Source organism: Maribacter antarcticus DSM 21422, assembly GCF_000621125.1.
Lineage (GTDB): Bacteria > Bacteroidota > Bacteroidia > Flavobacteriales > Flavobacteriaceae > Maribacter > Maribacter antarcticus.
In genome coordinates, this window is sequence record NZ_KK211214.1 from 286,076 (window position 1) to 306,174 (window position 20,099).

The 20,099-nt window shown below is 40.8% G+C and carries 17 protein-coding genes and 2 pseudogenes; 4 read left to right on the forward strand and 15 right to left on the reverse strand.

Features of this window, described 5'->3' with window-relative positions; genetic code table 11:
* The first annotated feature begins 3 nt into the window (after positions 1-3).
* Genes Q360_RS0117670 through Q360_RS0117680 form a run of 3 tightly spaced genes read left to right on the forward strand, consistent with a single transcriptional unit; the run spans position 4 to position 4,317 of the window.
* Positions 4-1,311 (forward strand): DUF4249 domain-containing protein, encoded by a 1,308-nt coding sequence (locus tag Q360_RS0117670; protein WP_027078260.1) that lies wholly within the window; start codon positions 4-6, stop codon positions 1,309-1,311.
* Positions 1,308-2,522, forward strand: coding sequence for a DUF4249 domain-containing protein (locus Q360_RS0117675; protein ID WP_027078261.1), 1,215 nt, complete (start codon positions 1,308-1,310; stop codon positions 2,520-2,522). Before Q360_RS0117670 ends, Q360_RS0117675 begins: the two co-directional genes overlap by 4 nt.
* 10 nt (positions 2,523-2,532) lie before the next feature.
* Positions 2,533-4,317 (forward strand): hypothetical protein, encoded by a 1,785-nt coding sequence (locus Q360_RS0117680; RefSeq protein WP_027078262.1) that lies wholly within the window; start codon positions 2,533-2,535, stop codon positions 4,315-4,317.
* 84 nt (positions 4,318-4,401) lie between these two features.
* Here Q360_RS0117680 and Q360_RS27600 read toward each other — a convergent pair whose 3' ends face one another.
* From Q360_RS27600 to Q360_RS0117745, 13 genes and pseudogenes are all read right to left on the reverse strand, one after another.
* Entirely contained in the window at positions 4,402-4,971 is a 570-nt protein-coding gene (locus Q360_RS27600; RefSeq protein ID WP_449405302.1) for a hypothetical protein, read from the reverse strand.
* Positions 4,969-6,219, reverse strand: a pseudogene (locus tag Q360_RS23835) (AMP-dependent synthetase/ligase); the annotation flags it as partial. The gene Q360_RS27600 and the pseudogene Q360_RS23835, both read right to left, overlap by 3 nt.
* A gap of 283 nt (positions 6,220-6,502) precedes the next feature.
* Positions 6,503-6,736: a hypothetical protein gene (locus Q360_RS26795; RefSeq protein ID WP_245603286.1), complete on the reverse strand. Its 234-nt coding sequence runs from the start codon at positions 6,734-6,736 to the stop codon at positions 6,503-6,505.
* Positions 6,737-6,844: 108 nt separating this feature from the next.
* The gene (locus tag Q360_RS0117700) at positions 6,845-7,309 is read right to left on the reverse strand and encodes a MaoC family dehydratase (RefSeq protein ID WP_027078264.1); all 465 of its coding nucleotides are present in this window, start codon (positions 7,307-7,309) and stop codon (positions 6,845-6,847) included.
* A gap of 223 nt (positions 7,310-7,532) precedes the next feature.
* Positions 7,533-8,270, reverse strand: coding sequence for an SDR family NAD(P)-dependent oxidoreductase (locus Q360_RS0117705; protein WP_027078265.1), 738 nt, complete (start codon positions 8,268-8,270; stop codon positions 7,533-7,535).
* 55 nt (positions 8,271-8,325) lie between these two features.
* Positions 8,326-9,306 carry an NADPH:quinone oxidoreductase family protein gene (locus tag Q360_RS0117710; RefSeq protein ID WP_027078266.1) on the reverse strand — a complete coding sequence of 327 codons (981 nt, stop codon included), beginning with the start codon at positions 9,304-9,306 and terminating at the stop codon, positions 8,326-8,328.
* Positions 9,307-9,353: 47 nt separating this feature from the next.
* Entirely contained in the window at positions 9,354-10,352 is a 999-nt protein-coding gene (locus Q360_RS0117715; RefSeq protein WP_027078267.1) for an NADP-dependent oxidoreductase, read from the reverse strand.
* Between the two features lie 108 nt (positions 10,353-10,460).
* Positions 10,461-11,231 carry an enoyl-CoA hydratase/isomerase family protein gene (locus tag Q360_RS0117720; RefSeq protein WP_027078268.1) on the reverse strand — a complete coding sequence of 257 codons (771 nt, stop codon included), beginning with the start codon at positions 11,229-11,231 and terminating at the stop codon, positions 10,461-10,463.
* Between the two features lie 6 nt (positions 11,232-11,237).
* The gene (locus Q360_RS0117725; RefSeq protein ID WP_245603287.1) at positions 11,238-12,014 is read right to left on the reverse strand and encodes an SDR family NAD(P)-dependent oxidoreductase; all 777 of its coding nucleotides are present in this window, start codon (positions 12,012-12,014) and stop codon (positions 11,238-11,240) included.
* A 137-nt stretch (positions 12,015-12,151) separates the two neighbouring features.
* On the reverse strand, positions 12,152-13,231 hold the full coding sequence (locus tag Q360_RS0117730; protein ID WP_027078270.1) for a phosphotransferase family protein: 1,080 nt from the start codon (positions 13,229-13,231) through the stop codon (positions 12,152-12,154).
* 2 nt (positions 13,232-13,233) lie between these two features.
* Positions 13,234-14,451, reverse strand: coding sequence for an acyl-CoA dehydrogenase family protein (locus Q360_RS0117735; protein ID WP_027078271.1), 1,218 nt, complete (start codon positions 14,449-14,451; stop codon positions 13,234-13,236).
* A 9-nt stretch (positions 14,452-14,460) separates the two neighbouring features.
* The gene (locus tag Q360_RS0117740; RefSeq protein ID WP_027078272.1) at positions 14,461-15,231 is read right to left on the reverse strand and encodes a glucose 1-dehydrogenase; all 771 of its coding nucleotides are present in this window, start codon (positions 15,229-15,231) and stop codon (positions 14,461-14,463) included.
* A gap of 111 nt (positions 15,232-15,342) precedes the next feature.
* A complete protein-coding gene (locus Q360_RS0117745) occupies positions 15,343-17,211 on the reverse strand; it encodes an acyl-CoA dehydrogenase (protein WP_245603288.1) in 1,869 nt (622 codons plus the stop codon).
* A gap of 157 nt (positions 17,212-17,368) precedes the next feature.
* Here Q360_RS0117745 and Q360_RS23845 point away from each other — a divergent pair, with 157 nt between their 5' ends.
* A complete protein-coding gene (locus Q360_RS23845) occupies positions 17,369-18,001 on the forward strand; it encodes a bile acid:sodium symporter family protein (RefSeq protein WP_051554796.1) in 633 nt (210 codons plus the stop codon).
* A gap of 207 nt (positions 18,002-18,208) precedes the next feature.
* On the opposite strand, the gene Q360_RS0117755 is transcribed toward Q360_RS23845, so the two are convergent.
* Together Q360_RS0117755 and Q360_RS25935 are read right to left on the reverse strand one after the other, a co-directional pair.
* Positions 18,209-18,808: a Crp/Fnr family transcriptional regulator gene (locus Q360_RS0117755; RefSeq protein WP_027078274.1), complete on the reverse strand. Its 600-nt coding sequence runs from the start codon at positions 18,806-18,808 to the stop codon at positions 18,209-18,211.
* Between the two features lie 140 nt (positions 18,809-18,948).
* Positions 18,949-19,959: pseudogene (locus tag Q360_RS25935) on the reverse strand (PQQ-dependent sugar dehydrogenase).
* Between the last annotated feature and the right edge of the window lie 140 nt (positions 19,960-20,099).

A 20,099-nucleotide genomic window follows, 5' to 3' on the forward strand; every position in this document is an offset into this window, starting at 1 on the left:
CTTTTGCAGATAAAAACAAGACCAAATATAGTAATATGGATTTTTGCAGGCAGTATATGCTTCGGCTTATCGGCTTGTATAGAAGAATTTGAGGCTGAAAATATAACTGATGCTTTAGCGGGTGCACTAGTCGTCGATGCCAGAATTTCTGACCAGAACAGGGAGCATACTATTTTTTTATCACGTACTTTTTCTTTGGAAGCGTTTGAGCCATTGCCTGAAAAAGGGGCACAGGTCGGTATTTCAGATGAATTGGGTAATCGTATTGATTTTTTGGAAATTACGCCAGGTGCCTATAGTACCAATGGTGCCATAACACTAGAGCAGGATAAGATGTATACCTTAGAAGTTCTAACTATAGATGGTGTTAGATATACCTCAAATGAAGCTAGTTTACCTGGCAAGGTCGAAGTAAAGGACCTTCGTGCGGAAAGAAGAGTTAATGGCTTTGAAAAGGAGGGTATTGCTATTTTAGTTGATAATGAGGATACGTCCAATAGGCCAAATTACTTTCGCTATGAATATGAGGAGACCTATAAAATTGTTGCTCCATATGTGAACCCTTTTGATTGGGATGAAATTGACTACGATATTAATGACGGTGATGGTTGGGAAGTTACCATTGCTTCTCGCGATGAACTAGTAAATGTTTGCTACGGCAACAACAAGTCTAACGATATCATTCTTGCATCAACGGCTGTTCTCGATGCCAATAATTTAGATGATTTTGAGGTGCGATTTTTAGGAAGTGAGAATTATGCTATTTCTCATCGGTATAGCATTTTGGTCAAACAATACCATCATGATATTAATGCAGCCTCATTCTTTGGTTTACTAGAAGATTTCTCAAGTATAGAAGGAATTTTTAGTAATGTTCAAACAGGACGGTTAGAAGGTAATATAGCTGTTCAAAATTCCGATATGGCCATTGTTTTTGGGTATTTTGAATTGAGCTCTTACAGTGAGAAGAGAATATTTTTTGAATATGAGGACTTTTTCCCAAACGAACCTTTGCCTCCTTACCTGACGAATTGCGCTACAGGAGCACCACCATTGTATCCAGAAGGGTTCCATATAACACCCGTGCCAGAGGGTGGCGAATTTATAATCGATGGGACTGCCGGTTCCCCTTTAATCGACGGAATTTTAACTGGGTTGTATGCCTATCATGCGGATAACGAGGATTATGAAGAGTATATACTTAGAGAAGGTTTGGGTGGGGCTGCACCATTTTTTGTCAAACCTTTGGGATGTGTTGATTGCCGTGTATTTGGAAGTATTATAGTACCTAAATTTTGGACAGAAGAATGAGAAAAATTAGTTACATAGGAATTTTGACAATGTTAGCAGTATCAAGCTGCGTAGAACCCTTTGATATTTCCAGTGAAATACAAAGTGGAGAGACTATTGAAATACTGTTGGTTGTAGAAGCTACCCTTACCAATGAATTAAAACAGCAGGAAGTGCTTTTGGGAAAAGGTAGGAGTTTTGCCAACGACTCCATACAACCCGTGGCTCAAAATGCGAATGTTTCTGTTATTGATAGTAATGGAATTACTTTTTTATTTTCTGAAATAGAGCCGGGGCGTTATGCGTCCGATGAATCTTTTCAAGCACTACCAAATGTAGCGTACCAGTTGAATATACAGACTGCCGAAGGTAATTCGTATGCATCTGAATTGGTTTCTCTTCCTGAAAACGCTACGTTGACGGCGGTTTACGCAGAACGGATAACCGATGATTTAGGCATTGAAGGAATAGCTATTTATGCAGATGCTGAAATCATGCCTAGCGAGGCGCCTTTTTTGCGTTACCAGTATGAAGAAACCTTTAAGATTATTGCGCCCCTATGGTCTCCTTTTGATATGATAGTGACCAATCGAAATCCGCCTTATGACTTTGCCTTGGTTCCTAGAGAGCAAGAAGAGCGCATATGTTATGGCACGCAACCGAGTAATCGCATCATACAAGCACTAGACCTAAATAGGTCTGGAAACAAGGTAAGTAGAAATCTAGTACGGTTTATCCCAAGAGATGATTTTATCATCAGCCACCGGTACAGTATATTGGTAAGGCAACTGGTTCAGACTCCGGATGCCTATTCTTTTTACCGTATCTTGGAGGAGCAATCAGGTAACGAAAGTCTTTTTACCGAAATTCAACCGGGGTTTATTGAAGGCAATATATCGAACACGAGTAATCCTGTTGAAAAAGTACTTGGCTATTTTGAAGTAGCTAACGCAAGCCAAGGAAGGATTTTCTTTAACTACGAAGATTTTTTTCCTGATGAGAATTTACCCCCGTATGCGATAGGTTGTGTTTTTTTGGGTGCACCACCAACCATTAATCCCGCTGGAGACTCACCTTTAATGGATGCAATAGATAGTGGCTTTTTTATATACGTACGTGATAATGAAGGTGAAGTAGGCTTGCCTGCTGGCCCTTATTTAACCGCGCGTAGGGCCTGCGGAGATTGTACGGTTTTAGGAAGTAATGAAATACCTGATTTTTGGATAGAATAATTGGAGAGTTATGAATAGAATAATTGTTTTGAGTTTGGTTTTTCTGATGTATTCCCTCGAAGGTTCGTCTCAGTATGTCGTAAAAACTCCGTCCGAGTTGGAAAGTTTAAAAAAACTTCCCCAAGAAAAGATGTATATAGACCATACCGGGCCCGTAGTTTTTGCCGGAGAATACTTTTATTATGCCCTATACTGTTTTAATGCGCAGAGCAATAAACTTACGAATATCAGCAGACTGGCATACGTTGCCTTGGTCAACGATGAAAAGGAATATGTTTTTGAGCATAAATTAAAGATGCAACAAGGTCTAGGACAAGGCGATTTCTTTATTTCGGCCAATGTGCCATCGGGCACATATAAGCTTTTGGGGTATACGCAATGGATGAAAAATAATGGGCTAACACAAGTATTTAAGGACGATATCGTCATCATAAACCCCTATCTGGCCGATCAATCTAAATTATTGTCCGGCAATACTAAGGAAAGTAATAAAAGCAAAGAAGCATTAAGTCCAAAGAACAAAGCCATTGATTCTTCTACCGTTGCATTTTCTATCGATAAAACAAGCTATAGCAAACGAGAGAAAGTAAAACTATCCTTAAAAAATTATAAAGGTTATTTAGGAAATGGAGCGTACACGGTAAAGGTTATGAACAAAGAGTATCTGGGAAAGGATTCTTTCATGGATGCTACGAACTATGCCGATGCCTATTTTAATACCGAGGGACAGTTGAAACAGCAGGTAGGCGATAGTCTATTTTTACCAGAACAGCGTGGCGAGCTTTTCTATGGGAAAGTAACAGATGCCAACGGCAGTCCTGCGGTGGATAAACCTGTGGTTATATCCATCCCTGGAAAGGAATTTTTATTGAAATTCTCAAGGACCGATGACGACGGTAATTTTTATTCCTACTTGAGAAAGGATTATAAGGTTTCAACGGCAGTGGTTCAAGTGGAAGATGAATCGGCCAAGTATGATATTAAAAAGGGAACTATTGGTGATTTGGATTTGTCGGAGTTGACCTTCTTAGATTATACTTTATCCGCAGAAGATAAAGAAACTATTGCAGCCCGAAGTGTTCATAATCAAATTGAAAATCATTTTTTTCAGGTAAAACCGGATTCTATTTTACAAGGGGATTCCATCGATCCTTTTGATGGCGGAATACCGGAAACCCTTATTTTGGACGAGTATACCCGCTTTCCTACTTTTGAAGAAACCATGGTAGAAATTGTCACTAATGCTGGGTACAGGAATGGGGGTAAGGGAGACGACTATGTGAAGGTGGCACAGGACTTCGAAACCTATGACGAAGAGTTTAACAATTTCCCCTCGATTATTTTAATAGATGGCGTTTTTATACCCAACCACGAAAAAATAAGAACCTTTGATGCACGTAACATAGAGAAAATTAGCTTGATACGGGATAAGTTTGTTCTTGGTGGTAGCGAGTATCAGGGAATTGTTTCGGTAGAAACCTTTAACGGTGATTATCTAGAAACACATGCCTATGAAAACAGTTCTGTTATCAATTTTAAAAAATCAGAACCGATAAAAAATTATTATAATCAAAGTTATGATGTGGAAGCCAACGAATTTTCTAGAATTCCAGATTATCGCAGCCTTCTTTTTTGGAAACCCCATGTGGTAATCGATAAAAATAGCTATGAATTTGAGTTTTTTACGTCAGATGTGGAAGGTGAATATGAGATTATGCTGAACGGATTTACCTCTTATGGTAAACCAATAACACTTACAAAAACCTTCAGCGTTTCTGAAAACACAATGAATTAATCAGGATGTATTACCACCAAACCAAATTATATTCTTTAGTCACAGATGGGATTACTTCAAACTCATAAATAGTATAAAACCATGCTATGAATAAAGTGCTGTAATGTCATTTTTAAACTTCTCGCGGATGACCCTTCTTTTTAATTTAAGGGTAGGAGTAAGTTCGGCTTCAGCACCATCTTCATGTATGGGCAGCCATGGTGAACTGATGAGTTTAAACTTTTTTACCTGTTCAATATGACTGAATTGAGGATTGTAGGCATCAATCACTTTTTGATATTTGGAGATGACGTCTTTATGCTGTATCATGTCATCCAAAGTACTCCAACCTAATTTTTTGTGCTGACACCAATTTTTTAGTGACGCTTCAGAGGGAAGAATAAGGGCGGTCACAAATTTTTGCTTGTCGCCCACCACCATCATTTGTTCGATTAAGAAGTCTTCTTTCATTTTATTTTCAATTGGGGCAGGGGCAACATACTTACCTCCGGAGGTTTTCAATAGCTCCTTTTTACGATCTGTTATTTTTAGGAATTCGTTGCCTGTGGCATTTTTAATTAATTTACCTATATCGCCCGTACAGAACCATTTTTCACCATCGATTTCTTTAAAGACTTGGGCGTTGATTTTTGGTTTTTTGTAGTAGCCTTCCATTACATTGGGTCCATGTGCTAAAATCTCTCCTTCGTCGGTGGCGTAGTTACCATCTGACAGGTCTATTTTGAGGGAAACTCCAGGAATGGCATATCCTACTGTCCCAATAAAGGTGCCGCCGGGTTCCAAACTATTGATAGTTAGGGTGGGCGAGGTTTCTGTAAGTCCATAGGCCTCGCGTACAGGGATCCCGGCTGCACAGAAAACACGAAGTATGTTTGATGGACAAGGAGCAGCCCCCGTAACAATCATGCGAATGTTACCTCCTAAAGCATCGCGCCATTTGCTGAAGATAAGTTTATCCGCAATCTTCCATTGTAGTTTTTTGGTACTGGAACGTTTTTGGTCTAGCTCAAAATCATCGGTGAGGTTCAAAGCCCAAAAAAAGAGCTTTTTCTTTATTCCTTCAAGGGCAAGCCCTTTATTGTAAATGGCCTCATAGACTTTTTCCAATAATCTGGGAACGGTAGTGAAGACTACAGGCGCCACGCTTGCTAAATCTCCATCTGGTCCGCTTAGGTTGTCGGTGCCACAAAAATGAACTGCAGCACCCTTATAACAATAAGCAAAGGAAACCGCACGCTCATAGACATGACATAACGGCAAAAAGCTGATGATTTTTTCACTTTGCTCCAACGGAAGAAATTTGGAAGTTTCCAGAATAACATGCAGGATGTTTTTATGTGTCAACATCACCCCTTTCGGGTTTCCGGTGGTACCGGAGGTATATATGATGGTGGCCAAGTCTTCCGATTTTATACCTGACTTTATTTCTTCTACCTCATTTTGTTTTGAGGTATCGAATACAGTTTCCCAAAAAGGCCCTTTTGAATCTTTGTCAAATGCGTAAATACGCGTCAGCTTAGGGCTATTTTTTTGTGCTTGTGTTAGTTTGTCGAACAAATCTAGTCCACCACAAAAAGCAGCTTTTACTTCGGCTTCATTCAAAATATATTCGTATTAGCTTGGGCTGATAGTCGGATACATGGGAATACTAATCATTCCTACCATTTGTATCGCAAAATCCATAATGACCCATTCTGGGCGATTTTTATAGGACGTAATCGCAATTTTGTCTCCAGGTTCAAACCCTAAATTCAATAATCCTGAAGCTGCCAACTCTGCAGATTCTAGTACCTTTTGTGAACTATAAGATATCCATTGGCCGTCGGCATCCCGTGCGTTTAAAGCATTATCAATAGGGAAATTGGCAACTTGGTGGTACAAAAGGTCAAAGAGTCTTTTCATGGTGCAGTATGGGATTGGTTAATTTAATTGTAAATCGATGAAAAACAGTTTAATATACAAATAATCCCGCTGTTTTATACCGTTGCCTTCCCAAGTTTTCTTTTTTGCTTAAAGCATGTTTTTTCTGCTATGTAGATAGTTTTGCGTACTTCACAGTATACGGTTTTTCTGCTTGTCGGTAAGTTTCGTTTTCTTTACAATATCGATTTCCTTTTGCTCCCTTACCATCTTCCTTATGTTGTCTAGCTCACGAGGGTCAAAACAGAAATCGGCATACAAGGCTTTACGTGCAGGGCGTTTGAAATAGATTTCTGGCCAACTTGTCCCAAACGATATAATCATCGCCTAAGAGCTGCATGAGCTGTACGATAGGTATAGGGTCTACCGCCGCAAACATACTTCCCCAAAAAATGGAACCTACAAAATTTTTGTTTTTGTACGTGTAGCTGGCTTTGATACTGATACGTAACATGTCTTTCGAAATACCAATGATTTTTCCAGAACTCCTACGGTACATGGGAGACCAGTTGAAATCCTATTTGAAGAGTAGTTCTTTGGCAACGAATCGGGTGCCTATTTTAGCTATTTTTTGATAGAAAGACATGTAGTTGTAGGTTGGTATGGGTTACTCAAACATCAGACTTAAAAATTCCGCTACACAGGCGGGTTTTTCTGTACCTTGGATTTCTACTGTGCAGTTCCAAGTAATTTTTAATCCGTTATCGCCATACGCATCCATTGCAGAAATGACGGTGTGTAGTCGAATTTGGCTGTCGACCAAAACAGGGCTTGGAAACCGTACTTTATTCAATCCGTAATTGACGCCCATTGTTGCTGAATCTACCGTTATGAGGTCTGTCAATAGTTTGGATAAAAGTGAAACTGACATAAAGCCGTGGGCAATTGCTTTTTTGAATGGCGAATGTTTTTTGATTTTCTCAAGATCCACGTGCACCCATTGAAAATCTTGGGTAGCCTTCGCAAAATCGTTAATCATTTCTTGGCTTATTGTCAACCATGCTCCCGCAGGAATTTCTTTGCCTACCAAACTTTTGAACTCGGTAAAATTTACAATATGTAGTTGTGCCATAGTTTTTGTTGTTCTTAAATTAAGTCAAAACCAGTTCTGTGATGTTAGCTTATGAGATTAGTGAAGCTGTCTTTCAAAAGTAAGCGGTTCCCAGTTGCAGTTGGCAGTACTAAAATTAACAAGCTCAGTTACTGCTTATAGCAACTGCTTACTTTCATTTATAATGGCCAAATAACACCTTTCCTGTATGTTTAAATCATTAAGTAGTTTACGCACGGTTTAATTATCTAGCCGTTCCGCCATCAATGGTAAGACAAATTCCTGATACGAATCGAGCCTCGTCTGAGGCAAGGTATAGATAGCCGTAGGCAATATCGATAGGTTGTGCAGCGGTTTTAAGTGGAATACTTGCTTTAATTGCGTCTAAATGGGCCTCCGGAATGTCAGCGACCATGTCGGTCAGTGTAAAACCTGGTGCCACGGCGTTGGCTGTAATGCCAAACTTACCTAGTTCCATGGTCCATGTCTTAGCCATGGCAATAACTCCCGCTTTGGTGGCGGCATAGTTGGTCTGCCCAAAATTTCCACGTAGCCCTACATTGGATGCTGCACTAACTATGCGTCCGTAGTTATTAGCCTTCATATAGGGAGCAACAGCTTGGGAGCAAATAAACACCCCTTTCAAGTTCACGTCAATAACGGCATCCCACTCGTCCATACTCATTTTTTCTAAAGTACGGTCTCTGGTAATGCCTGCATTATTGATGAGGATGTCAATTTTACCATGGGTGGTGTTGATGTTTTCGAACAGGGTGTCAATTCCTATTTTATCTGTAACCGAAACAGCATGATATTCTGCTACACTACCACTGGCAATAATATCTTCTGCAACGTGTTGCCCTTGGGGCAACAAATCAATAATAATAACTGTTGCTCCTTCCTTTGCAAACAATTCCGCAATGGCTTGTCCGATACCTCTTGCACCACCCGTAACAATGGCGACCTTATCTTTTAGTCTCATATTTATTTTTTGTTTCTAGTCTCTTGCTTCTTTTTTCTTAATTTTAAGCTCACTTTTAATCGGCCACACGAATTACTAATTTTCCCTTTACTTTTCGCTGCATCATGGCTTTCAATGCTTTTGGGGCATCGGCAAGGGAATATATTTTATCGATATGAGGTTTTAATTTACCTTCAGCATACCATTGCATTAAGGTTATGGTGTTTTGCATATTTTCTTTGGGTTGTCCCATGGCGAAGCCGCCCCAAAAGACGCCTACTACGGAAGCCCCTTTTAACAAAGGTAGGTTTAGGGGTAGTTTGGGAATTTCTCCCGAGGCGAACCCTACGACCAAATACCTACCGTTCCAAGCCATGCCCCTAAAGGCTGCTTCTGAATAAGAGCCACCTACGGGGTCATAGATAACATCCACTCCTTTGTTTTTTGTCACAGCTTTTATGGTCGATTTTAAATCTTCTTTACTGTAGTTGATTGTTTCATCGGCACCGTAGTGTTTGCAGAGCTCCAATTTTTGATCTGAAGAGGCTGCAGCAATAACATGCGCACCCATAAGTTTACCCAGTTCCACAGCAGCAAGGCCAACACCACCCGAAGCTCCTAAGACGAGCAAGGTTTCCTCTTTTTGTATTTTAGCGCGGTCTTTTAGCGCATAAAATGAAGTGCCGTAGGCCATCATAAAAGATGCGGCTACAGGGAAGTCCATTTGCTTTGGTTTGAGAAAACACGCATTGGCAGGTATTAAAACTTCCTCGGCCATGGCGCCATGGGCCACAAAACCAAACACTTCATCGCCTACTTTTAGATGCTTTACGTCTTCCCCTATTGCCTTTACAACGCCCGCTACATCACTGCCTGGAGTAAAAGGTAACTCCGGCTTGAATTGGTACAAGCCTTGAATGATGAGTGTATCCGGAAAATTAACACCGCAAGCTTTCACACGGACTAACACCTCTTTTTTGTCTGGTTTTAAATTTACTACTTCTTCCAAGGTTAAGGAGGAAGGAGGGCCGTAATTATTGCATCGTATTGCTTTCATTTTTTTTACTTTTCGCTGTTTGCTTTGATAATTCGGGCGTTTAGCGATTATTCTATCACCTTCAATACTAACTTTCCTTTCTTGTCTCCGGTAAACAAGCGATTATAAGTCTCAGGAAAGTTTTCAATACCTTCATAAATAGCTTCGCGGCTTTTTAACTTGCCTTCGGCCATCCATGTACCAAGCTGCAGGGCACCTTCTTTATAACGATCTGCATAATCAAATACCACCATACCCTGCATGCTAGCGCGGTTTACGAGCAGTGATAAATAGTTGCTAGGTCCTTTTATCGCAGTTTTGTTATTGTATTGGGAAATGGCACCACAGATCACTATGCGCGCGTGGCGACGTAATCTAGTCAAAGCGATGTCCAAGATATCGCCGCCTACATTATCAAAATACACATCGATTCCTTTTGGACAATATTCTTTCAACTTGGTTGCCACATTTTCGTTCTTGTAGTCGATACAGGTATCAAAACCGAGTTCTTCTACCACGTATTTGCATTTATCGGCTCCACCGGCAATTCCCACTACGGTACAGCCTTTGATTTTTGCTACTTGCCCTACAATACTACCTACGGCGCCTGCAGCGCCGGAAACCAACACCACATCCCCTTCTTTTATTTTTCCAACTTCTGTAATGCCAAAATAAGCAGTCATTCCAGTCATTCCTAAAGTTCCAATATACGTAGGTAAAGGAGCCATTTTAGGGTCTACAGGGTAATAGCCTTGTCCGTCGGTTACCGCATATTGCTGAACGCCACCGATGCCTGCAACGTACTGACCCACTTGAAAATCTGGATTTTTTGATGCGATGACCTCACCGACCGAGCCAGCTCGCATCACCGAACCTATTTCCATTGGGGCAATGTAGGATTTAGAATTATTCATCCATCCGCGCATGGCAGGGTCTAAGGATACATAATGTTGTTTTATCAAGAGTTGCCCTTCCTCAATTTCTGGAATTGGGTTACTTGCCAATTCCCAAGTGGTAGCATCTGCGTCTCCTATGGGTCTTTTTACAAATAATAGTTGTTTGTTCATTAAATGATATTTTTATGTCATTCCTGCGAAGGCGGGAGTCCGTTTTTGTACTGTATTATTTTGTGCTCTTTATAATCGAATCAAGACGTGTGTCTATTACTATGCCTATCACTTTTTTTTACTGGAAAAACTATCCACATAGGCTTCCATTTTAGCTCTGATATCAGGTTTCCACCAAAGCTCCGAGGCTTCCTTTAGTGCATTTTCCGCTTTTAAATCTAGTTTGTCCAGTAGGTGTTTTCGAACCTTGTATTTGGTGTTCACTAGAATTTCTTGGTCGGCTTGCAAATATTTTTTCATTTGCTGTTCGGCACGATCTACTACACTTTCCAAGGGAACTAATTCATCTACCAAGCCGGCAGCCAAGGCTTCTTTTCCTGATAATAATTTACCTTCCATGATATAGCGACTGGCCCGTCCATTACCCATCCAAAAGGCATAAATCTCGGTTAGGTTTTGACTGATTTGTATGTTGACGGCTACTTCATTGAGCCCAATAACATATTTGTCGCCTTCAGCCATATAGCGATTATCGCTCGTAACAGCTAATACGCAACCACCCGCTGGCGAATGGCCGGTAATGGCAGAGATAAAAGGTTTTTTGAACTGCACCAGCTCCAGATATAAGGCGCCAAAATCGGTAAAAAAAGAAGTGATTTCTCCTTTGTTGTATTGAAACAGTTCAATTAAATCCAGTCCAGCAGAAAAATAGTGTGGTTGCCCCGATAGTATCACACCTTTTACCCCAGGGTCTTTTTCTAAGGAAGCAAACACTTGGCGGAGTTCACGTACCATATCACGGTTGATGGCGTTCACTTTTCCTCGGTTCATTTGAACTACGGTATAGCCTTCTTTTTGTGTAAGTATTACGTTTTGCATAGTTAATTATAAAGATGTACCTCCATCTAAGGTGATGGTTTGTCCAGTTACGAATTTAGAGCTATCGGAGGCGAGCCAACAAATAGCTTCTGCAATTTCATCGGCTTCTCCAAAGCGGCCCATGGGAATCATGTGTTTGATTTTTTCTTCTATGGTGGGGCTAGATGCCAATAATTGATTCAATAAAGCGGAATTGGTAAAACCCGGACAAACCGCATTAATGCGGATTTTTTTTCGGCCGTATTCCAAGGCGGCGGATTTGGTCATCCCCACAACGGCATATTTACTGGCGCTATACGAAAGGTTGTTGCCAGATGCTTTCAATCCCGCTAAAGATGCCACATTTACTATGTTTCCATGTCCTTGCGCCGTCATCTGTTGCAGGGCTACTTTCATACAATAAAAAACACCAGTCTGGTTCACGGCAATCACATTATGCCAATCGTCATGGGTATGTTCTGCGGTTTTTAGTTGTTGCTTTCCGCCGATTCCAGCATTATTTACCATCACATCTAATTGGCCATAGGTTGCCACTGTTTTAGAAATTAATGCTCCAACCGCATCAAATTGAGTAACATCGGTTTGTATAGCTTCTGCTTTGCCGCCAGCCGCTACTATTTGGCTAGCTGTGTTTAAGGCGTTCTCTAGGTGGATATCCGAAACAACGACTATGGCGCCATGTGTTCCAAATAGTTTTGCCGTGGCAGCTCCGATACCACTTCCGGCACCTGTGATAATGACTACTTTATTTTTTAGATTCATTAATACGTCTTTTATTTTCATTTCCGCGCTTGTGCTAAACTTGTTTCAGAAAAGGCGGGAATCACTTTGTTATATTTCTCCTTAATCCTTCAATTTTTACAATCCAATCAAATAGTTAATCTTTCCATTTCAGCTATTTTTCAATGCATTAGACTATTTCAATACAAATCATCGATTTGATTTTTTTGAATGGCCTGCCAAGCGTTGGTACAACATAATTCCGACGCTTTATTGAGCTGCGCAAACTTTGGGTCGCTTGTATAGCCATGTTTGTAACGGTAATAGATTTGCTGTGCGATGACCGCAATTTTAAATAGTCCGTACACATAATAAAAAACCAAGTTGTCTATGCTTCTACCGCTCTTAAGGGCATATTGCTGTACAATGTCCGTTCGGGAAGGATTACCTTCCATCACGGTGGGCGAGGGGAGTCCTTGTTTCATAATATCGGGGTCATCGGCAGTAATCCAATAGCCCAAGGATGTACCCAAGTCCATCAAAGGATCTCCGAGCGTGCACATTTCCCAATCCAATAGCGCTGAAATTTCGGTCCAACTATCATCCTTAAATACTACATTATTATATTTAAAATCGTTGTGTATAAGGCTATGATTGTAGTTTTTTGGTTGATTCTCCTGCATCCATTCCATTACTTTTTTTGCCACGGTAACATTATCAGTTGCCGCTACAAGGTATTGCTTGCCCCAATTGGTGACCTGTCGTTCTACATAGCCCTCCGGTCTTCCTAAATCGGCAAGGCCAGCAGCTTTATAATCTATTTGATGAAACGCAACAAAAGTATCCAGCCAAGTATTCGCAATGGTTTTAAAGGCATGTGGTGTTATGGCTTTTTGCCTGGCGGTTTTCGTCGTTATTATTTCGCCATCAATTTTACTCATAATATAAAAAGGAGCCCCTAAAATAGTTTTGTTTTCGGTATACACATAGACTTTTGGTGTCTTGTCAAAAACTGGATTCAAATGTTGTAGCACTTTATACTCCCTACCCATATCATGACCGCGTTTTGGCGCTGAAAACGGAGGTCTACGAAGTACCAACTCCTTGCCTTCAATTTGTAACAAATAGGTCAAATTGGAATAACCGTTCGAAAACTGATACACTTTTAGGTCGCTCTCGGCGGAATTAATGAGTCCGTACTCCAATAAAAACTGTTTTATCTGTTTTTTAGGAAGTCCCTCGCCTTTGCGGACCGGTTTTGTGGTTGGGGTCACTTCCATAATTAGAGCGAATTGTATTTTTTAATGGTGTTTTTTCCCAATTGACTCATATGGACTTCATCCGGGCCATCGGCCAATCGCAGTATACGTGCCGAGGCATAGAAATGTGCCAAAGGAGTGTCATCGCTAACCCCCTTACCTCCCATGATTTGTATGGCGCGGTCAATCACTTTTAGAGCCATGGTCGGGGCCACGATTTTGATCATGGCTATGAGGTTTTTTGCTTCCTTGTTGCCCGATTTATCCATTTTATCGGCAGCAGAAAGTGTCAATAAACGTGCTTGTTCTATGGCACAAGCCGATTTTGCAATATCCTGTCGGATACTACTATAGGTATCCAAGGTGCGACCAAAAGGCTTGCGTTGCACTGTCCGTTCCGACATGAGTTCCAAGGATCGTTGTGCCATGCCGATAAGCCGCATACAATGATGAATACGACCGGGTCCCAAACGCCCTTGGGCAATTTCAAATCCTTTTCCTTCACCAACCAATATATTCGATTTTGGGACTCGGACGTTCTCTAATAAAATTTCCGCATGGCCTTCAGGCGAATCGCTATAGCCAAAAACCGGTAAATGCCTGATGATTTTAAGCCCTGGTGTATCCATGGGAACCAAGACCATACTTTGTTGTGCATGCCTTGGGGCATCAAAATCGGTCTTGCCCATAACGATGACAATTTTACAATGTGGGTCCATTGCTCCAGACGACCACCATTTTTTCCCATTGATGACATAATCGTCTCCATCGGAAACTATAGCGGTTTCAATGTTGGTGGCATCTGAGGAAGCTACATCGGGCTCGGTCATTAAAAAGGCAGAGCGTATATGACCTTCCAATAGAGGGGCAAGCCATTTTTCTTGCTGCGCAGGAGTTCCATATTTGGCTAAAACTTCCATATTTCCGGTGTCGGGCGGACTACAATTAAAAACCTCCGAGGCCCATAAGATACGGCCCATGATCTCTGCCAAGGGCGCATATTCCAAATTCGTGAGTCCGGCACTAAAATTCCCATAGCTATCAGGCAGAAAGAGATTCCACAAACCTTCTGCCTTGGCCTGGTCTTTTAAAGCCTCCAAGCCCGGCCATTTGGTCCAGGCATTTTTTGGGTCAAGATTAAAGGTATCCACCTCACGCTCCACCGGAAGAAGATGTTCGGAGATAAAGGCCTTCAATTTATCTTGAAGTATTATTGATGTTTCGCTATGGTCAAAATTCATGAGTTCGTTTTATCCTGAAATTAAATATCCGCCATCGGCAGCATATACACCACCGGTCATATAGGAACCAGCATCCGAGGCTAAGAGCATTACCAAGCCTGCCATTTCATCTGGTTCTGCCATACGTTTTAAAGGTACCATTTGTTCATAACCAGCAACTAACTTTTCGTTAGACCATAAGCTTTCGCTAAACTTGGTCTTAATGAGTCCCGGACATACTGCATTGGAACGGATATCATAACGACCCCATTCCTTTGCCTGATTTTTCGTCATCATAATCAACGCTGCTTTGGTTATGCTGTATAGTCCCAACCTAAACCCTGGATGAATACCTTCAACCGACGAAATATTGATAATACTGCCTCCTTGCGCCTTCATGTATGGTTGTACTAAATTAGAAAGCAACCAGGGTGCTTTTACATTGATATTCATAATCTTATCAAAAACGGCGTCATCGGAATTTTCCAAAGGGCCGTAATACGGATTGATAGCGGCATTGTTGACCAAAATATCGATACGACCATAGGTAGCAATGGTCTGTGAAATTAAGTTTTCACATTGGGCTTTGTCGCCAATATGGCAAGCGATGCCTATGGCTTCCAATCCCATTTCTTTAAATTCATTGGCAACCGAATCCACGGCATTCTGTTTCCTGCTGCTGATGACCACTTTTGCCCCGTTCTCTGCCAAACCTTGGGCAATGGATTTTCCAATACCCTTGCTAGAGCCAGTAATGATAGCCACTTTACCACTAAGGTCAAATTTCTGTTTTATGCTCATTGTTTTGTTATTTCACGTTGCGCTGCACGCCATACATGGTTATCCTTTGTTTGATCAATCTTACTAGTTACTTCACATTTGGTTATTGCTCAGACTAACTTCTAGGATGTCTTAGGCAAAAACCTTTTTATCAGAACCTATAGTTAATGCTTTTCCGTTCATTAAGATTTCTGCTAGTCCGGTTGTTTTCGGTAATTCGTATGTAAAGTAGAATTCCATGGTATGAATTTTACTTTCATAAAAGTCACTACTGTTTTCGGTAGCTCCCATAACCAAAGCCTGTTGAGCTTCTCGGGCCATATCTAACCAAAGCCATCCGATAAGAATATTAGAGAAAAATTCCATAAAAGGAGTAGCATCGGCCAAGAAGCGTTCGTAATCACCTTTTATGGCATAGCCCATAAGCGATTGTAGTACTTTCTGGGTCAATTCTAGTTTTTCGGCTAATTTGTGAGCATAGGGTGCAAGCAATTCGTGCGTCATACTCGCCTTGATGGATTTGGTGATTTCTTCTGATAGTAGTTGTAGTGCCTTACCATTTTCCATCGTTACTTTTCGACCCAATAAATCTTGGGACTGAATGCCGGTAGTGCCTTCATAAATAGAAAAAATACGGATATCACGCAGGTATTGTTGTAAAATGTAATCGGAGCAGAAGCCATAACCTCCTAAGACTTGAACGCCATTGTCCACCGCAACGCGACCCATTTCTGACGGATAGGTTTTTACAACAGGTGTCAGTATCTCTAATAGTAATTTATACCTTTTTCGTTCTTCTATATCTGTATGTGAATTAGAATAATCGTGATATTTGGCTGTAAGGAAGACCAAACTCAAAGACCCTTCCGAAACGGCCTTTTGTAATAAAAGCATCCTGCGCACATCCGGATGGTTAATGATTAGCGTCTGTGCCTGTTGTATATTTTTTTTCCCCGTATTGGATAATTTACGGCCTTGCGATCTTTCGTGAGCATAGTTTAACGAGGCATGGTAGGCTGCTGTTGCAATAGCGGCCGCACCCCTACCAACGGCAATACGTGCCCCGTTCATCATTAAGAACATATATTTTAGACCTTGGTTCACTTCGCCTACCAGCCATCCTTGGCAATCTTGCTTGTCGCCGAAGAATAAATGTGTAGTACAGTAGCCTTTTTGGCCCATTTTCTCAAAATCGGCTACCGTTTGTACATCGTTGTGCGCTAGACTATTATCTGTAGTCGGTCTGTGTTTAGGTACTACAAAAAGTGAAATACCTTTGGTGCCAGCTGGTGCTCCCTTGATTCTGGCTAAAATAAGGTGTACTATATTTTCTACCCCTTGGTAATCGCCGCCAGAAATAAATATTTTTTGGCCATGTATTTTATAGGTATCTCCATCAGCTTCCGCTGACGTTGTAATATCAGATAATGAACTCCCAGCTTGTGGTTCTGTTAAACACATAGTACCTCCCCAACTGCCATCTAGCATTTTAGGAACATAGGTAGTATTCAATGCTTCATTGCCAAAATGGGTAATCAGTTCCGCCGCTCCAATGGTAAGTCCAATATAGCCCGGTAGATGATTATTCGCCGCCTCTTGAATATAGCCTGAAGCGTTAATGACCATCGCGGGTAATTGCATACCGCCATCTTTATACGGAAAAGCTCCAGCGATAAACCCCATTTCCCCACCAGCTTTCATGTATTTAGGCACTTGCGGGTGCACTATAATTTCCCCATCCTTAAAATGGGCTGGATTTTCGTCCATCTCTTTAAAATAGGGATACATTTCTTTGTCTGAAAATTCTTTAACCGAATTCAATAGTAGATCAATGGAACCGATATCGTAATCGGAGTAGTTGGGCAAGTTTAGGACATCTTGCAGCCCATGAACCTGGTATAATAGAAATTTAAGGGATTCTAAATCGATATACTCGTTTGCCATGATGGTGTCCATTTTATGATTGGACTTCAAGGTAATCCAATTTATAGCTAATTCCATTAAACTAGTTTAATAAACAAAAAAGTGGATATGTCATTTTGTTTTATATCGCACTAGGCGTTAAGTTCCTGATGCATTAGCGCTTTAGAATACACTATCAGAGAAGATTTATTCACTTATATTTAAAATCTAAATAACTAAAAGAAGGCTTTAGCTTATGGATTCAGTCTCCAATGCCATTTGGGCCCTTTCGTTGATTATAAGCATGTTCGGAATGGGGCTATCGTTAAGTATTGGGGATTTTGCAGCTGTTTTTCAGCGTCCTAAAGCTATCATTATAGGGCTTATCTGTCAATTGATATTGCTTCCTATTGTGGGTTTTTCCTTAATTGACATCTTTTCATTACAGCTTGACATAGCTATAGGAATCATCATTTTGTTTGCGTGCCCAGGTGGACTTACATCCAACCTGATTACCCATTTGGCCAATGGCGATACGGCACTTTCAGTCTCCATGACGGCTGTCTGTAGTTTTATTACATTGCTTACAATACCCTTCATTATTACTTTAGGATTACAAAAGGTTCTGGGAGCAGGCACTTTAATTCGACTTAATGTTTCACAGACTATTTTGCAAGTGTTCCTAGTAGTCATAGTTTCTGTGGCCCTTGGCATACTCTTAAAATCAAGACGCCAAAAGTTTTCCCTTCAGAGGAAGAACCCCGTAAAGCGTGCTTCGAGTATCTTTTTTGTAGTGGTGTTTATAGCGGTTATTATTAAGGAAAGGGCATTATTGTTTTCAAGTCTGGATGAAGCTGGCTTATTTATTTTTTGGAGTAACCAACGATAGAAAAAGGAAGTAGGGGTCTAGAATTTATGATTACGAGTTTCGAATGACGAAATGGAACGTGCGAAATTAGAAAGGTGAAAAGGGTGTAGTTGAGGTTTTAAGTTTCTGTTGTTTCAGGTTTTGAAAGTCTGTATTTTAGAGCGTAGTTGGTGTTATTGGCTATAGCGTAAAGCCACTTTTGAATTTGTTTTGAACTGTACACTTTATTCAACCTATCCCCAAACGTTTTCTAAGCTTGGAAAGACCTACGGGCGTAATCCCCAAATAAGAAGCGATGAGGTATTGTGGCACACGTTGGAAGAGGTCCGGTCGTTTCTGCAGAATTCTTTCATAGCGTTCTTCGTTGCTGCGATGGTTGAGGCGATCCACCCGATTTAACATTTTGATAAAGGCCTCTTGCATCGATAACCTGCCAAAGCGTTCCAATTGGTGAGAACGATCAAAGGAGGCTTCGGCCAAGTCCTTTCGCACTGCCAGAATGGTACTGTCCTCAACCGCTTCTAAAAAATAGTTGGATGGTGTGCCTTTTACATAGGCCATCAAATCGGTAAAAAAGACATCTTGAGTGTAGAACTCTAATACTTTTAATTCTCCCTCTTCGATTTTATAGTAGGAGATGCAGCCACTATCCAGATAATAAAAATGGTTGACGTGACTACCTTCAGAAATTAGTTTTTCACCTTTTTTTAGGTGGATAAGGTCATAAAAACTTAGGGCATAATCTAGCAGGTCACTGTCCACAAGGGTATAGGATAATACCTTTTGTTTAATGTTTTTAAATGCATCTGGGTTGGTATGCTGCTTCAAGGTTATGGTTTAATGTAATGTCAGCTAAGATAAGCATTTGGGATATCCTATGATGTGATGGGTATCCGAGTTGGTCTTGAGAAACCTAAGGGAATTTGATTGCTATAGAAGATCTACACTTCTTAAAAAGGAATTCAGCATTAATCTGAAATCGTTAGTCCTAATTTATAGATTGTCTCATCAAACGCACAGATATATAGTTCGTTATCGTTGTCCGTTCCAAAGGAAGTGATGCTCAATCTAGATTCCAATACTAGTTCATTCGTATTGTCCGTGGTGTTCAAAGCCCAAATACGGCCACTCACAAAATCGCCATAAATATATTTACCACTTAGGGAAGATATGGCAGTGCCCCGATAAACAAAACCACCGGTTATGGAACGGTCACCATTGTCATGGCCATATTCAAATACAGGTGCAGTAAGTCCGGTTGTTTCCCAATCCCCAGAAAAGCAAGACGTGCCCTTAAGAATTTTCCAGCCATAATTACCTCCCGAAATAATTACATTTATCTCCTCACGTTCCCCTTGCCCAACATCACTGGTCCAGAGCGACCCATTTTGAGAATCAAAACTCAGGCGCCAAGGATTGCGAAGGACGTAAGCATAGATTTCGGGTCTTACCTGTGGCTCGTTTACAAATGGGTTGCTGGAAGGAATGGCATAATTTAATCCGTTTTCACGATTGTCCACATCAATTCTGAGTATATTTCCCAATAGGTTATTTCTATTCTGCGCATTATTTTCTGGGTCTCCTCCTGTTCCTCCATCACCCACGGCAAGGTATAAAAGGCCGTCTGGGCCAAAGGAAATCTAATTACCATTATGGTTGGTGAGTGGCTGTGGAATTTCTAAAAGTACCTCCTCGCTACCAGCATCGGCTATATTGGCATCTGAAGATACTGTAAATCTTGAAATAATAGATAACGTTGCGGTGGGTGTGTAATAAACATAAAAGTATCCGTTACTACTATATTTAGGATGGAAGGCTAATCCCAACAGGCCCTGTTCACTGGTGGTAGAAATGTTTGATAGATTCAAAAAATTGGTGGTGTTCATTGCGGTGGTATCATTTTCGAAGACCACAATACGTCCTCTTTTTTCAACTACAAAAAGAGGTTCGGTATCATCGACAGGTGTCTGAAGGTCCAAAAGCTAACTAAAAGATAAGCTTGGAAATAGCTCGATAAGAGCAATGGTTTTTTCTTCCTCATCAATTAATTCTATTTTGGAGTCGTCGGAATGACAAGAAAAGAGGATTGTTAAAAGTAGGCTTTAAATAATTTTAAAAC